This is a genomic window from Thalassotalea euphylliae, from assembly GCF_003390335.1.
Lineage (GTDB): Bacteria > Pseudomonadota > Gammaproteobacteria > Enterobacterales > Alteromonadaceae > Thalassotalea_F > Thalassotalea_F euphylliae_B.
Map to the genome: position 1 here is coordinate 4,614,123 of NZ_QUOU01000001.1, position 15,964 is coordinate 4,630,086.

The 15,964-nt window shown below is 44.8% G+C and carries 13 protein-coding genes and 1 pseudogene; 2 read left to right on the top strand and 12 right to left on the bottom strand.

The window, feature by feature from the left end:
* Window positions 1-23 precede the first annotated feature (23 nt).
* From DXX93_RS20010 to DXX93_RS21245, 4 genes and pseudogenes are all read right to left on the bottom strand, one after another.
* Window positions 24-686, bottom strand: coding sequence for a paraquat-inducible protein A (locus DXX93_RS20010; RefSeq protein WP_181902278.1), 663 nt, complete (start codon window positions 684-686; stop codon window positions 24-26).
* Between the two features lie 52 nt (window positions 687-738).
* Window positions 739-1,365: a paraquat-inducible protein A gene (locus DXX93_RS20015; RefSeq protein WP_116009656.1), complete on the bottom strand. Its 627-nt coding sequence runs from the start codon at window positions 1,363-1,365 to the stop codon at window positions 739-741.
* Window positions 1,366-1,531: 166 nt separating this feature from the next.
* On the bottom strand, window positions 1,532-2,071 hold the full coding sequence (locus DXX93_RS21240; protein ID WP_374188955.1) for a c-type cytochrome: 540 nt from the start codon (window positions 2,069-2,071) through the stop codon (window positions 1,532-1,534).
* A gap of 72 nt (window positions 2,072-2,143) precedes the next feature.
* Window positions 2,144-2,764: pseudogene (locus DXX93_RS21245) on the bottom strand (c-type cytochrome); the annotation flags it as partial.
* Between the two features lie 393 nt (window positions 2,765-3,157).
* Here DXX93_RS21245 and yihA point away from each other — a divergent pair.
* Window positions 3,158-3,805, top strand: a complete 648-nt coding sequence (yihA, locus tag DXX93_RS20025; protein ID WP_258872730.1) for a ribosome biogenesis GTP-binding protein YihA/YsxC — start codon at window positions 3,158-3,160, stop codon at window positions 3,803-3,805.
* A gap of 635 nt (window positions 3,806-4,440) precedes the next feature.
* Here yihA and DXX93_RS20030 read toward each other — a convergent pair.
* On the bottom strand, window positions 4,441-4,722 hold the full coding sequence (locus tag DXX93_RS20030; RefSeq protein ID WP_116009658.1) for a hypothetical protein: 282 nt from the start codon (window positions 4,720-4,722) through the stop codon (window positions 4,441-4,443).
* A 22-nt stretch (window positions 4,723-4,744) separates the two neighbouring features.
* Window positions 4,745-4,924: a hypothetical protein gene (locus DXX93_RS20840; RefSeq protein ID WP_181902279.1), complete on the bottom strand. Its 180-nt coding sequence runs from the start codon at window positions 4,922-4,924 to the stop codon at window positions 4,745-4,747.
* Window positions 4,925-5,115: 191 nt separating this feature from the next.
* Between DXX93_RS20840 and DXX93_RS20035 the strand changes: the two genes are divergently transcribed.
* Window positions 5,116-7,080 (top strand): winged helix-turn-helix domain-containing protein, encoded by a 1,965-nt coding sequence (locus tag DXX93_RS20035; protein WP_181902280.1) that lies wholly within the window; start codon window positions 5,116-5,118, stop codon window positions 7,078-7,080.
* 27 nt (window positions 7,081-7,107) lie between these two features.
* On the opposite strand, the gene DXX93_RS20040 is transcribed toward DXX93_RS20035, so the two are convergent.
* The 6 genes from DXX93_RS20040 to DXX93_RS20065 all read right to left on the bottom strand — a co-directional run bounded on the left by DXX93_RS20040 (window position 7,108) and on the right by DXX93_RS20065 (window position 15,617).
* Window positions 7,108-8,115 carry a cytochrome-c peroxidase gene (locus tag DXX93_RS20040; protein WP_116009660.1) on the bottom strand — a complete coding sequence of 336 codons (1,008 nt, stop codon included), beginning with the start codon at window positions 8,113-8,115 and terminating at the stop codon, window positions 7,108-7,110.
* 158 nt (window positions 8,116-8,273) lie between these two features.
* Complete coding sequence (locus tag DXX93_RS20045; protein ID WP_181902281.1) at window positions 8,274-9,650, bottom strand: sensor histidine kinase; 1,377 nt, start codon at window positions 9,648-9,650, stop codon at window positions 8,274-8,276.
* The gene (locus DXX93_RS20050; RefSeq protein ID WP_116009662.1) at window positions 9,643-11,073 is read right to left on the bottom strand and encodes a sigma-54-dependent transcriptional regulator; all 1,431 of its coding nucleotides are present in this window, start codon (window positions 11,071-11,073) and stop codon (window positions 9,643-9,645) included. Before DXX93_RS20050 ends, DXX93_RS20045 begins: the two co-directional genes overlap by 8 nt.
* Before the next feature lie 93 nt (window positions 11,074-11,166).
* A complete protein-coding gene (locus tag DXX93_RS20055) occupies window positions 11,167-13,635 on the bottom strand; it encodes an FtsX-like permease family protein (protein WP_116009663.1) in 2,469 nt (822 codons plus the stop codon).
* Window positions 13,632-14,363 (bottom strand): ABC transporter ATP-binding protein, encoded by a 732-nt coding sequence (locus DXX93_RS20060; protein WP_116009664.1) that lies wholly within the window; start codon window positions 14,361-14,363, stop codon window positions 13,632-13,634. Before DXX93_RS20060 ends, DXX93_RS20055 begins: the two co-directional genes overlap by 4 nt.
* Window positions 14,364-14,366: 3 nt before the next feature.
* Window positions 14,367-15,617 carry an efflux RND transporter periplasmic adaptor subunit gene (locus tag DXX93_RS20065; RefSeq protein WP_147302732.1) on the bottom strand — a complete coding sequence of 417 codons (1,251 nt, stop codon included), beginning with the start codon at window positions 15,615-15,617 and terminating at the stop codon, window positions 14,367-14,369.
* Window positions 15,618-15,964 lie beyond the last annotated feature (347 nt).

Here is a 15,964-nt window from a genome sequence, read left to right on the forward strand (position 1 = left end):
AAATGGCTCGATTCGTAAAAATATTAAGGTGAATCGTGTTGACTGGCCTGATTTAAGCCAACATCGCTTGGTGGTTGAGGGGGATGCTTGCAAGTGTTTTCGTTTTGACTATTCTCTTTTTGCACATCGTCTTTTTGCACATCGTCTTTTTGCACATCCCATAACAATCGGGCATCAAAACTCTCGGCAGCAAGCATGGTAAAAACCACCATTAAACCAAAGTAAGTGATCCCCTTTGCCGCTTCGATAGAACTTAGAAAACCCAAATTAACCACTGCCGCCATAATAGCGACGACAAAAACGTCTAGCATCGACCAAGGCCCCAAAAACTCGACGATATGATACAGTTGCCCTTGCTGCTTAACCGTTAGCTTACTCGCGCGTTTGGCGTGATACATCAGGATAAACAAACCGATAATTTTTGCCAACGGCACCACAAAGCTAGCGATAAAAATCACAATCGCGACAGGGTACATACCAAACTGCACAAAGGTGGCTATCCCCTCTAAAATAGTGGATGCCTCTGGTTTCCCAAGAGTGTAATAGATCATCATAGGATACAAATTGGCCGGCACTAGCATCACTAGCGCGGCAATGGTCCACGCAAAAGTGTGCGACAAGCTATTGATTTTACGGGTACTAAACGTGCGGTGGCACCTTGGGCATTGCTGATTTTCTGCTTCCATCTGCACTACCTTATGGCAACATGGACAACAGCCCAGCCCCATCGCTTTGGCATTAGTCTTCAAGCGCTTGCTCCATTTTTTCCCACACGTAGTAATGATCTAACGTCACTGACACCAGTGTTGAACAGATCAATAGCAAAACAAAACTAATCAAGCCACCACCGACTGTCAGCTCGGCAAGATCAACAATTTTATAGATGGAGACAATCACACCAAGAAAAAACACGTGCAGCATAGTCCAGCTATCAAGGACATGATAGCTGCGGAAAAACACCAATAACGACTGGCTAATTTTGTTGAAATGCACCGCCACAGCAATATAAAAAGCCGCGAGTAAGTGCACAATCGGAATGGCAATCGTAAACAAGAATACGATCAGCGCAACAATGTGATATCCGCTGTTAAGCAGAATGACAATACAATCAATTAACGACGCTTCATTATGTGCACCCGCAGCGCTAACGCCGATCATCGGTAACAAAATGGCGGGGAAAAACAATAATAAACCAGCCAATGACACTGCCATTGTCCGCTCCATTGGGTTTTTCTTGAGTTCAAATAGCAGCGCGCCACAGCCAGGGCAAATGGCCTTGTGACCGGGCTGAATATTGGGCTTAGACAAGGCCGCATCACAGCGACGACAAATCACAACATTGTTAAGCGATGTGGCTGGCTTCACCAAGATAACCTACTGAAAAGGGAGCTTTTAATAGCAAGTTTAAGTGATTATCCTAGCCTAGCCAATACGCGCCACCAGAAAAGTACCTGCGCAAACGCCATTTCGCCAAAAACAGCAGGCACAAAAAAAGCAGCCCTTGGGCTGCTTTTCAGACATTATACAGTGCTTATAGCGACTGGATAAACGCTGTGATATTGGCAATATCTTCGTCAGTTAATTTAACTGCGATGTTACGCATCATAGCATTAGCATCGTTACCACGCGCACCTGAGCGGAATTGCTCTAATTGTGCTTTCACGTAATCACCGTGTTGGTTAAGTAACGCAGGGAATTTAGCGTGTTGCATACCTTCACCACTTGGGCTGTGACATGCTGCACAAGCGGTAATACCGCGCGCTGCGTCACCACCAAAGTAAAGCTTGCGACCTGCTTCATTAACCGTTTCTGGCTTAACAACTTTAGACGTCGTTTGGCTCGCAAAGTAAGCGGCTAAGTTCTTCATGTCTTCGTCTGAAAGTGCTGCAACCATACCCGCCATGATACCGTTATTACGTGTACCAGATTTGAATTCTTGCAGTTGCTTTAACAAGTAACCTTCGTGCTGGCCAGCAATTTTCGGGTACATTGCTAGCTGAGCGTTACCATCTGTGCCGTGACACGCCACACAAGTTGCTGAGTTAGCTTTGCCAAGCTCTATGTCACCCAGTACCGCAACAGCAGCTTTTACTTTCTTAGGTGCAACGTTAGCAACCGCTGCAGGATCTTTGAAGTAAGCGCCTAAATCCGCAATTTCTTGCTCAGTTAGAGGACCGGCAAATTGACCCATTGCGTAGTTATTAGCGCGATCACCAGACTTAAAGCTGTTTAATTGCTTTTCAATGTATGCTGGGTGTTGCTTCGCAAGGTTAGGGTAAATTAATACTTTGCTTTCACCGTCTTTACCGTGACAACCGACACAAGCGCCGATAGCACGTGACTCATCACCATTTTCGTACAAGTATTTACCTGCCGCCGCATCACCGACAATAGCGGCTACCGCTGCTGGTGCCGGCGCTGCCGCATCGCCAGTTGCCGCAGAAGCAGATGCTGCTGTACGCGGCTGACTTGCAAAGTAAGCACCTAAATCTTGCATATCTTGCTCAGATAAACCTGCCGCCATTGGCGCCATTACCGGATCGTTACGAGTAGAACCGTCTTTAAATGCTTTTAATTGCTTAACAATGTATTCAGCGTGTTGACCGGCTAAGTTAGGATAGTTGTCTACAGCACTATGCCCAGTAGCACCATGACATGCTGCACAAGTTGCGGCTTTCGCTTTCCCCGCTTCAGCGTCGCCTTGCGCATTTGCATTCGCTAGCACACCCAAGCCCAATAGAAGTGATACGATAACTTTTTTCATCGAATGCTCTCTGCTTGTTGATCTTCATATTCAGTGCTTGTGATTTTTTGATAAGCCCACACGCACACTGAATGCCAATGTAATTAGTCGCGACATTTTACACGAATATTCATTTTGTGTAACAGCCTATGACATAAAAACCTATAAAAAATCAGGTTATTTGACGAAATTTCACTAACAATCTGATTAATTTAACAACACCAATGCATAAAAAGCCGCCAACCCATCAACTACCAAACAACTAAACCATTGTTTTATATCGCAATAGCGACTATTTATTGCCGACATTGGCAGCGAACATCAATCGACAAAAAACAGCGAGATCGTTATTACTTGTCAGCGCCAAGGTAAAAAACGCTATAATAGCGGCACTTCAAAAGAGGAATGTCTGCCGTGTCTGAGCAAGTAATCAATTTAAACAAAGCAAAATTTACCATTAGTGCCCCTGATATCCGTCGCTTACCAGAAGATATCGGTGTCGAAGTTGCCTTCGCTGGCCGCTCAAATGCCGGTAAATCAAGCGCGCTCAATACGCTAACCAGACAAAAAAGCCTTGCCCGTACCAGTAAAACCCCCGGTCGCACACAGTTAATTAACGTCTTTGAAATTGCGGAAAACAAACGACTGATCGATCTTCCGGGCTATGGCTTTGCCAAGGTCCCTATGGAAATGAAGAAAAAATGGCAAAAAGCGTTAGGTGAATACTTAGAAAAGCGCGATTGCTTGAAAGGTTTAGTGGTATTAATGGATATTCGCCATCCACTCAAAGACCTTGATCACAACTTGATCGAATGGGCGGTCGACAGTGAATTACCTGTGCTGTGCCTACTCACCAAGTCTGACAAACTGTCGCAAGGTAAAGCCTCAGCCGAAGTGCTAAAAGTGAAAAAGACCCTAGCAGCACTTAACGGCAACATTAAAGTGCAGGCATTTTCATCGTTAAAGAAAACTGGGATGCCACAAGCCACACAAGTGATTAGCGACTGGTTTGCGCAAGAAGATATCGCCCTTCAAGAAGATGCTTCGCAAGCTGGCGAGTAAAAATAACCAAGACTAGCCCCAATAACCAATGACTAAGCTCTAGTGCCCTCCACTGGAGCTGCTCTCCCTCTTATCAACGTAGTCATGCTGCGCTAACGACTCGCTTAACTCAGCTACTCAGCTACTCTGCTACTCTGCTACTCTGCTAATTTTTACACCGCCCATAATCAACAATATCCATAAAAATCATAACTTTATGAATTGACGGGTCGCTACCACCTAAAATTTGGACAAAAAAAACCGGCAATGCAAGCATTGCCGGGGTATTTAGCTATGGGGAAAGCTAGAATATACAAAATTATTACAACAGGCGTTCACAAGGAACGATTTGAAGTATAGAGCATGTACTCTACAAAAGTAAAGTACTTACTCTAAAATAATTAAAAAATATTCATATCGCAGAAAAAACTGGCGCAAAACGGCTGAAATAAAGGCTGTGAGATGCAAAAAACGTGAGATTGTCTTGCAAAGCGTGCTGAGTGATAGAGATTACGATGCGCGAACAAACGGCTGATTGACAACAAGCATTGATATCAAGAGCACAGTGACGCTTGGCAAACAGGCTAGACGCGCAAAGCCACCTTGAAAAGTTATGAAGCAGCGTAACTGCTGCTTCATAACTTTGGGGAAACTAGTTAACGTAAGTTACTGCATGTACGCCCTTTTTTGTAGTTACGAGACGGTAACTCAGGAGATAAAGAGCGGCAGCCACTGCAGTAGCTTTGAAACCCATTAGGGTTAGCGGAAGTGACTCCCGCCGGTGACTTACCAAAGGCATATGGGTATTGGTGAAACACATGCTCGCTACCATGAGTAGCAGAGCAATGTGGACAAGCTTTATAAGTATGACCTGATTCGGCATCTACACGGATCACGGTTCCGCTACTTAATTCAACGCCGCAGCATTCACAAGCCATAAAATAACTCCTAAATAACTGCTTAAATTCGTTCACGACATAGAGGGAAGTCTAAACAACGCCCAAACTTTGCAACCTCTATCGGTTTACTTTCTATTTCGACGAGCGAAGATAATTTGTTAGTGCTGGTTTTTATATCGCTACCAGACAATGAAGTAATAGCTACAATGGCAATTAAAGTAAGTGTTTTTATGGTTTTCATTTATCGATATTCCTGTTAATTGAAACACCGATTCAACTTATTGAAACTACTGTTCCGAGACTTTATAAAAAGCTTATAATGGTATGATATTTTTCATATAAATTAGGCATTTTGCTGATTACATGGTTAGTTCGGGCGTTTATTACACAATAAATAATAGACTGCAGTTTTATTACAAGAGCGGTTGTTTGGTGTTTAACCAACAGCAAATAAAGCTAGATCCACTTGAATCTCTTGTACTCGAAGAGCTTGCCAAACACCCAAAAGATATTATTTCTGGCAACGACTTATTAAACCTGTGGCCAACAAACGCAACAAGCCCTAACTCTCTCACTAGGGTTATCTCTACGTTGAGAAAGAAATTGCGTAACTTAGACTCGCAGAATGTAGAGATAAAAAATTATCCTAAAAAAGGATATGCACTAATTGCTGATGTTGAACATGCCTTACCCGAAAAAACGAAATCGCCTGATAATTCTCGGAATAATGCTTACACTATTACTGTTGCTGCCCTTACATTCCTAGTTTTTCTGGCGCTTATCGTCAACTACATCACATCACAATCTATCGTAAAGTCAGGAAGCTCTATCCCACCAATATTAGGTAAAGCTATACAGCTTATTGATGACCCATATGAAAAAGTAGATTTGTCAGTTAACGATACGCATACGCAGGTAATATATGCAACTCGAGATAGTGAGCAAGCATTTTGGCAGCTTGTTTTGCTCAATACTTATTCGTTGAAAAGAAGGGTCATAACGGAAGCTAATTGGAACCTAAGGACACCCGATTGGTTAGACGATAATACCATAGTGTTTAGAGCATATAACGACACCAAATGTTCAATTAAAAAGCTAAATTTATCGAGCTTAGAAGCTCAGCCAATTGCATTATTTCCATGCAATGAACTTACCACAGGCAAAGGGCTATCAGTCCTAAGCCCAAACACTATTTTATTCACTGACGCGGCTCACGATATTGCCCCAGCATCTCTCTATAAAGGGAATCTACAAACTGGTAAAGCAACTCGAATTTCAAAGTTTGAAAGTGGTGGAGTAGGCGTTTACAACATCCAATCAAAAGCTGATTCAAACCTAGTCGCTATACTAACCAGTGCGGATTGGAGCACTGGAAATATCCACTTAGTTGATATAAATGATAGCTGGAAGTCGATTTGGCAAATCAAAACCCCTAAAGCGAAACATTCAGTAAGCTGGGATGGTAACGCCTTGCTTCATGCAAATGAAAGCGGTGGAGTGACAGCCCATATATTTAATCAAGATGCATTCATTAAAAGCATCGAAATGTCTGGGTTTAGTAAGTTATACAACTTCGTAGGTAACGATGGTTCAGTCGCATTTATACAAGGTAGTATGTATCGAACAGACGTTTTAATGTCACCAATCAAAGAGCCTGATGGCGTGGAAACATTGCTTGTGGGTACAAGAGCCTCCAATAAACTTGCTCAATTTATTAACGAAAATGAAGTTATTTATGTTTCAGACGCCACAGGTATAGAACAACTATGGTCAGTAGATATTAATACCCAAATCAAAAGGCAGATATCAACATTTGCTAAAGCGCAACAAATAGAAAATGTCGCCTTTGATGATATTGCAGGCATCATCGCACTTGAGTCAAGCGGTCTGATTAGTTTATACAGTTTTGCCAACGACAAGGTAAATGATACCTCCTTCCTTGAGTTAAAAGGCTCAAAACCACAGTTTTATGACAACAATTTACTTTTTAATACGCACGATGGAGCTGACAACTACCGCATTGATGCATTAAACCTTGATAGTCAGGAGTTAGACAGCGAGTTTTTACTGGGTGCTCATGAGATACAGGTGAGTAACGGGCAGTTGTATTACACTAAATATTATCAGCCAGGTCTGTGGCGTTATGATGCGTTAGGGGAAGATGAGCTAGTCTCTTCAATGAGTCAAGATGTAAGCTATTGGTTTATTGACAATAACAACCTCTTATACAAAGCCAAAGGTGAAGTTCCCTTTCTTGTCGACATTGAAAATGGAAAAGTCTCTAAGTTAAGTAATTCAATTTGCCAACACATAACAGATTACCAATTCGGTGTTTGCTTAGGGCAACATTTCAAGCCCAATAGTACGCAGCTTATGCTAGCAGAAACTAATCAATAGAATTTTCTTTCAATATATTCAAACTCATTACTTACTAGTTGCTAAAGTTAGGATTGCTTGATTATCCAAACTACCAAAAAACGCTTTAATATCATTAGCTTCTTGCTCGGTTAAGCGAATACCCAGTTGATGTTTAGCCGTATCAATAATGGCTTGTTCAATGGTTGCAGCACCACCATCATGGAAATAAGGCGCCGTGTTTAACACATTGCGTAGCGATGGCACTTTAAAAAAGAACTTGTCGCCGGCATTGCCAGTGACTTGCGCACGGCCAAGGTCGACTTTATTAGGGTAGGGCTCCACTATGCCCATTTTCATGAGTAGTTGCCCGCCCATCACTGGCCCGTTATGGCAAGCAACACAGCCTTTTTCTATAAACAAGGTTAAGCCAGCCTTTTCTTGTGCAGTTATTGCGGTTTCGTCTCCCGATAAATAGGTATCAAAGCGATCTTGAGTCACTAACGTTCGCTGGAAATCTGCCAACGCTATCGCTAAATTTTCCATCGTTATTCGGTTAACACCATCTTTGCTTGTCGGGAAAGCTTGTCTAAACAGTTCGTGGTAGCCTTTATCTTTTAGCCTGTTAATCACTTGCGCTGGTGATGTCATTGCCATTTCTTTCGGGTTGAAAATGGGCAAAGTAGCTTGCTCGGCCAGTGTTTTCACTCTGGCGTCCCAAAACTGGGCAAAATGCAGGCTCGAATTCCACGTGCTTGGCGCATTGCGCTCACCCAACTGACCGAGCGCGCCAACAGATGTTTTTAGATTATCGACGCCAGCACCACCATTTTCGAGTCGATTGTCGAGGCGATGGCAGCTATTGCATGATTGGCTATTATTTATCGATAAGGCGCTCTCAAAATACAATTGTTTACCGAGGGCGATACGCGCCAGAGCAGTTTGGTCTAAAGTTAATGCGGGTTTAGGTAACGGTGAAAAATAACTGCGCGCCGTGGTGAGCAACTCAGAGGGAGTCGCCGCATCGGCAATATAACAGGCAACGCACAACAACAACGCGAAAATTGTTTTGATCATACGGTTTCCAGAAGTCATTTGTATACAAGTATAACCGCTACAAACTCGGCAAATAGCGTGATAAACACTGAGTGTCGCAGAGTAACACATTCCGACGACTCACTCAGGAGGGCGTTAAGCCATAGGCCTACCAACTAGCCCTTGCCCTTGAGTTGCAATTAGTGATGCAAAGGCCAGATGAGTTCGACTTTTGCGCCTGTTTGCGCACTAATTTTCACACCGTTTGCCGCATCTGACTCAGCACCAGAGTTCACTTGATTCGATAGCCTGACAATACCCCCGTGTTTGTTCAACACAGCTTCAACGAATGCTAGCCCAATACCAGCCCCTTTGGGTTTGGTGGTAAATAGCGGCGTAATGGCATTGTCGATATTGGAAAAACCCGTGCCGTTGTCAATAACACTCAAGTATTGCTGGTTATCTTGCTGGTAATAGTTAACTTCGATAGCTACGCCTTGATTAGCTTGCACTTGAGCATCCACGCCTTGAGCATCGTGATATTGGTGATGCTGAGTGTCTTTTGACTCAACTGCATTTTTCACCAAATTCATTAGCACCTGCGCCAGCAACTGAGCATCAGCATAACAAATGTGCTGACCCGTAAACGTCAGAGAGTCCTGCGCTGACAATAGCACTTTGGTTTGCTCAATCAATGCCGATAAATCGAATCGTTCTTTTTTAGGCTCTGGTATTTTTGCCACTTCTGCAAAACGCTCAACAAAGCTCAGTAAGTCGTCAGATCGGGTTTTTACACGCTCCAGCACTTTACGGGTTTGCGTCGTGTCTAAAGTGTCCATCGACAACAGCGTCTCTGCCATCGACGACATCGGCGTGAGTGTATTTCTGAGCTCATGACTGAGCACGCGCACCAGATTTTTCTGCACCGCCTGCTCGCTTTGCTTAATTTCACTGGAAATATCTATCGCGGTAAATAAGTAGATCGGGCGCTGCTGAAAGTTAATCAGGCTAGATTGGCAACGCCAGTTTGAAGCAAGTGCACTGTGGTTAAGCTGTTTATTTTGCTCGACAAACCCCAGCGCCTTAGCACTGACCCCCTGCAATAAGCTGATTTCAGTAATATCGTAAGCGGCTCGATTAGCATAGCTTAGCGTGTAATCTTGCTCGAATATCACGACGGCTATCGGCAAATCTTCAAAAAGCTGACCGAATAACATGGCTAATGAAGCGTTTGCGTCTTTGTTTGCTGTCGTGTTTTTATAAAGCTGTGTGATTTCATGGTGCAGCTCATCGAGTAGCACTGATTTGCCTTGCCGAGCAACAGAGACACTTGACTCTCCCATGGCTAAGCCTTGGGTGTAAGTGGTTAAGCGCATGATGGAAGACGCCCAAAACTGCCATACACGCCACGCCAACCAGCATAAGGGATAACTCAGTACAAAGAGCGCGGTGACCGTGGCAAGCAGTGACCAACCCCAAGCAGATGTCAGCAAGGCAACCAAGGTCAAAAAGGCCAGTACGAAACAGCTAAGGGCAAATTTGATCTTAAATTCCACTGAGCGAAAAACACTACTCAAGGTCAAATTCCTCTTTGTCGAGCTGGTACTTTTCCATTCGGCGATAAAGTGCATTGCGAGAAATCCCCAGTGCCGCTGAAGCTTTACTAATGTGGCCTTGATACTTTTTCAGCGCCTTAGTGATCATTTCAAATTCAATATCATCAAGCGGGCGTAGCTCGCTGTCATCAGCTTGCACAGCGCTGCTCGCCTCCTCACCGTTAACATCGCCAGGTGAATTCAGCTCTGACAGCATAATATGCGCACTTAAAATGTCGCTATCACGGCATAAAATAACTGCGCGCTCAATGACATGGCTAAGCTCACGCACATTGCCCGGCCAAGTATAATTCTTGAGTAAAGCCATCACATCATTACTCAAAGTGAGAGCCGGTTTGTGGTATTTGGCTGAAAACTTGGCGAGCAAACTGTTCGCCAATGGCAGAATATCCGCTTGGCGCGCTCTAAGTGGTGGCAAAGTGAGGACGAAAGTATTTAAACGAAATTTAAGATCTCGTCTAAATTCGCCTGCTGCAACGAGCTGATCTAAATCAGCATTAGTGGCGCTGATCACCCGCACGTCGGCATGTAGTGTTTGGCTAGCGCCCACGGGTTCAAACTCGCCGCTTTCTAACACGCGCAGCATTTTAGGCTGAACACTGGCTGGCAAGGTGCCAATTTCATCTAAAAACAAGGTGCCATGCTGAGCCAGCTCAAAGCGCCCTTGGCGGTTTTCACGCGCATCGGTAAAAGCCCCTTTTTTATGACCGAATAATTCGCTTTCGAATAAATTCTCTGGAATTGCGCCCATATTCACTGAGACAAAAGGGGCTGAATTTCGGCCAGATAATTGGTGTAGCCGCTGAGCAAGCAGTGATTTTCCTGTGCCATTTTCACCTAAAATCAAGACACTGGCTTGTGTATCGGCGATTTGGCTGATCACCGCTTCAAGCTGTTGCATCGCTTCAGATTCGGCAACCCAGCTAACAGTCTCAGTGTTAGTTTTACGATTGACGGCTTGCTTGGCCGTGGCGTCACTAGCAATAGCTATTTTTGCAATTTGCTTATCGACTATTTGTTTATCGACAATGCCCAGCAGCTTTTGGTTGTCCCAAGGTTTTTCAATAAAGTCAGCGGCGCCTAATTGCATGCCTTTAACTGCCAGCTCGATATTGCCCCATGCGGTCATTAGCACAGTAGCAATATTTCGTTGTGTCAACTGCGCCAAAACCTCCAGCCCTTCGCTACCACTGGTCGTGTCACGGCTGAAATTCATATCAAGTAAGACTAAATGAGGGGTCAAACGCGCGGTGATGCTGGCCAGTTCAGCAGGCGAACCCGCTTCCATCACCTGATAACCTTCGTTGGTCAATAGCATAGATAAGGCCAGTCGAATATCTTCATCGTCATCAACAACAACGACCAACCCTTTGTTCTTTTGCATAATGCTCCTTAAAGTAACGGCCTCGAACATCCAAGGTCGAGGCCGTTACTGCATCCAAAATTGATAAACACTTTGATAAATGCTTTACCTACATTAAAGTTCTCTTAGCACTCGCATCGGATCTTTGCGAATAACCAGCCAGCCCGGTAATGCCACCGATACTATCATCACCATCGCCAACACTAGGTTAATCAGTGATGTGACTAACCAGTCAAACGCTGGCGCGCTGGCAAAAAAGGTCAACAAATACTGATAACTGCTGACGGCGGCTAACACGCCTAATCCTAAGCCAAACACTAACATCCAAATCGAGTCTTGCAATAATAAACGCAACAAGCGACTTTGCTTAGCCCCCGTCGCCATACGAACCGCCAGTTCATAGCGTTTTTGGCTTGCGGTCATCTGGCTTAAACCAGAAACGCCAATCGCCGCCAGTACTAAAGTGAGAGTGGCTAAGCCAATCACGACATACATATTTAAACGCGTGGCAGCGGTAACCGAATTCCAACGCTGCTGCATTGATTCCACTTGCACTTCACCTAAGCGCGAGTCCATACCTTTGAGTAATAGCGCAACGTCTTCTCGCGGCAACGCTTGCGCCTCTGGCATAATCACCACAGCAGATAGACGACTTAGCCTAATACGCGATGGGTTACTATAGTAGACTTCGGGTGCGTCAATGTTCAAGGTGCCACCCGGTAGCGGGATAGTATCTTCAACAATACCAATCACTTTGAAAATATCTTCTGGGTCACTGCCCATTTTAAGTTCTTTACCGACCATGGTCTGCCATGGCTCATTACCCGCGCGGCTAATAGCAAACGATTGCGAGATCAATACATGCGGCAAATCAGTATCCGTTTGATTTAAATCTCGCCCCGCCAAAAGCTCAATATCAAACTTGGTCAATAGACCTTCTGCCCACATTTGCGGTCGTATCATCACCGAATCACCCGTGTCTGGATCAGGGTAGGCACTCATTGACACATTACCCGTCAACGGCAGCGCATTCACATCTAGCACATCGCCGCCTAAGTTAGCTAAGCGCTCAACAAAGTCAGCTCTGAGTTGTTGCCATTCGCTGCCGCGATACTGTTCGTATTCTGCCAGCGACGTTTGCCAAGTTTCATCGCCAATCACCATGCTCACTTCAAACGCATTCGGCATGCTGTAACCTAAGTCCGCATAGGCACTATTAAAACTGTCTTTCACCGAAATACTGGCGCTGGTTAACAGCACACAAGCCAGCGTTAACTGCACTATCATGAGTGCTTTACTGACCATTTGATTTTGCTGAGCGGGCGTGCCTTTACCACTGGAATTTAAGCTGTCGGTCAACGCATGCTTGTCAACGTAGAGCAGGGCAATCATGGCGAAGATAAAGTTGATCACACCAATCAACGCGAGCGCCACCATCACGCTACCGGCACTCAATGAGATCTGCTCCATTAGCGGTAAATTATCGCCAGCTAATGTCGGTAAACTCTCAATTAACCAAGCTGCAGCGAGCAAGCCAAGGACAGTCGCCATTAAAAACATCGGCAGATTTTCAGTGAAAATCAAACCGCGCAGTCGGCCAACCGTCGAGCCCATACACATTTGAATGGCAAATTCTTTATTTCTGCTTTGGTAGTGAGCAATAAACATATTCAGCAAGTTGAGGCTCGCCATCACCAGCAAACTAAACATGGCGAACATCAAGACAAATACCAACTGGCGGCTGTCACCAAGAAACGAGTCGCGATAGCTCACCACTTCACCAGTGACAGCTTTGCTAAGCAGAAACTCGCGAGCGCGATCATTACTAATTTCTTTATTCACATATTCCGCAAACCATGCTTCTAAATCGGCTGGCGTTGGCAATGCACTTTTCGCCCCTCTCACAAAGGTGATCGGGCCAAGGTTCATCACCAAAGCATCAGGCGATTCCAGCGTCGCCTCCAGATTGCGAAATTGCCATATTTGTTCACTTGGCTGTTCACTCAAATTAACCGCATTCAGGCTGGTTAAATTGTCAAAGACACCAAAAATCGGATATTCAGCGCCATCAAGACGCAGCATTTGTTGAGACAAGTCTTGAGCGCTGCCAAGTGCCGATTGCCACAAGGCTTTTGAAATCCAAATCCCGGCTTCAACATTGTCAATTTCGCTGCTTTGTCCGTTCAGTAGTGACAAGCCCAGCACTTCCGGTGAACCCGCGGTGGCGTTTAAGCGAGTAATTTGAATTTCAGTGCCGCCCAGCTCAATCGGTAGCGAATCAATCGCAATGTTTCCCCAAACTAAATCATCACCATAACGGGCTTTGATGGCAGCAATGCGTCTGGGCTCACTAAAAAACGGCACCGTTAGATCTTTGTTGAACGCGAGGTTAACTTCCACCCGATGTAAGTCATTCTCTTGGATGTCTGCCAGCGGTTGATACAGCAAGGTATTCGCCACCGCAATCACGGTCAGCACGGCAGCTAACGTTAACCCTAAGGTGGTAATCAGCGGTAAGCTCAAGCGTGGCAGGGTGAATGTGTGTGCAATGCCTTGCTTAAAGGCGTTGATAAATAGTCTCATGCCACTTCCTTTTCACTCTTGGTTTGCAATTTATCGCTTTGCAACTGTTTTTCACCGACAATTTTGCCGTCTAACAATTGAATTTGACGATCCGCCAAGCCACTGTAGCGGCTGTCATGGGTGACCATGACAATGGTTGACCCTTGTTTATTCAGCTCAATCAGTAACTTCATCACAGCGTCACCGTTTTTGGTGTCTAAATTACCCGTTGGCTCATCCACTAAAATCAAATCTGGGTTGCCAACTAAGGCTCTGGCAATGGCTACCCGTTGCTGCTGGCCCCCCGATATTTGATTGGGTTTATAGCTAACACGATGCTGCATACCCACTTTGGTTAACGCCGCGATCACCGCGTGTTTGATTGCCTCAGGTTTTTCACCTCTGTGCTCTAATGGCAGTGCGACATTGTCGTATACCGACATCGAGTCAATCAGGTTAAATGATTGAAATACATAGCCAATATGTTGGTTTCTCACGTGAGTACGCTGATCAACTTTTAACGCAGTGGTATCAATGCCGCTGAGTTGGTAATTGCCATCGCTAGCGCTGTCGAGTAAGCCCATGATCGTCAACAGAGTTGATTTACCACAGCCCGAAGGGCCAGTAATTGCGACAAACTCCCCTTGATAAATACTCAGTGATATCCCTTGCAAGGCATGTGTTTCAATTTCAGTACCGACGTATTTTTTGTGAATGTTTTCCATACTGACGACAGTGTTATTAGTCATTGTTTACCCCTGTTGATCGATATTGATAGTTTGGTATGCCGACCAGGTGTCTGGCATTTGTGAAATAAATTGTTCGTCGGCCGCAATGCCAGACTCGATAATCAGTTTGCCCTTGGATAAGTCCCCCAATTGAATGCTTCTTTTGGTCGCTGTCGTGGTGCCATCTTGGGTTAACACAAAACGCTCTAGCTGTGACATAGGTCTTAGCCCGGCAACTTGTTTGATATACAAAGCATCTTCTTTGGTGTGCATAAAAATTTGCCCAGTCACAGGTGCTAATGGCCTAGCGTCAGCGGGTAATTCGCTGGCAAGGGTCACTTCAGCCAAAACATTGCCATTGGTAACCAAAGATTCGATACGAGCGATTGTGCCTGTGATAGCTCCCTTGCGCGTGGCTAACTCAACTGGCGCGCCAATGATAATTTGATCCGCTTGATGTTGCGGCACGCGCAGCCTTGCTAATAAAGCGTCTACCGAGCCAACACGCCCTAAAATGGCGCCTTGCGGTAAAGATTCGCCAATTTCGACCGCTAAACTTTGTAAGGTGCCATGAATACCCGCCTTGACTTGTAAATCATCTAATTGTTGTTGCAGTAAGCCAACTTCTTGGCTTTGCTGCTCAAGGGCAATTTGGCGTTGTTTTAACTGAAATGCCTGCACTTTAAGAAAGTGTTGGTACTTTTGCTGCTCAAACGCGAGCTTTTTACCTTGCTGATTCACCGATAGCTCTGCTCTGATAATATCCAGCTTGGCAGATACGCCGCGCTCAGCAAGCTCGTTATTCACTTTCAGCTCTAGTTGAGCCCGTTCCAGTGCTGACTCGATATCAACAATGCGCCCTTGGTAATCCAAGCGCTCGTTTTCTTGCTCTAGCTCGAACGACTCTAGCTGCGCTTTGCTGGCGTCTAAATCCCCCATCGCTGACTGATAAGCGAGATTTAGCTCTGGGTTCGCCAGTGACAAAATCACGGTTTCTGGCGCAACAATCGCACCGGGTTTCACGTGAATATTGGCGACCTTACCTGACGCCTGCGACGTTAACATGCGCTCTTGTGCGGAATACAATTCACCAAACGCTTGGCTAAACAAGTCAACTTGCCCTTGTTCAACTTTGAGTAAAGTCACTTCATCACTGGTCACGGTGGGGACAGTATCTGATTGAAAAAAGTAAAAAAGGCCAATAACTAAGCCTAAACATGCACCAGCGCCATATTTGAGTGTCATGGACTTTTTACGCGGTATCTGGATCTCCACAATGGCTCCCTTCTCGATTTCTAATTCACTATGCTAGGTACAATGAAAAATCTGCGCCAAGTTTATTAATCATAAATATCAATAGGTTAAAATCATAACGAACAAGCTGTTCGGAATTGGTTGGGTGTAATCAAACATTAATGTTCGATTTCGAACAATGCTTCGCTGATGTGTGTTGGTGTTTATGTTGGTAAGTTAAAAAGGAATAGAGGGGTAAGTTTTCAAACACGGGCACGTATAAACACAAAGAGCCGCAAATGCGGCTCTTTTAAGGAAGTTGTGTGAATACCTATCAGTGATCACACATTTTACTTTGGATTTTCGTATTACTTTTAAAAACTTAGTTT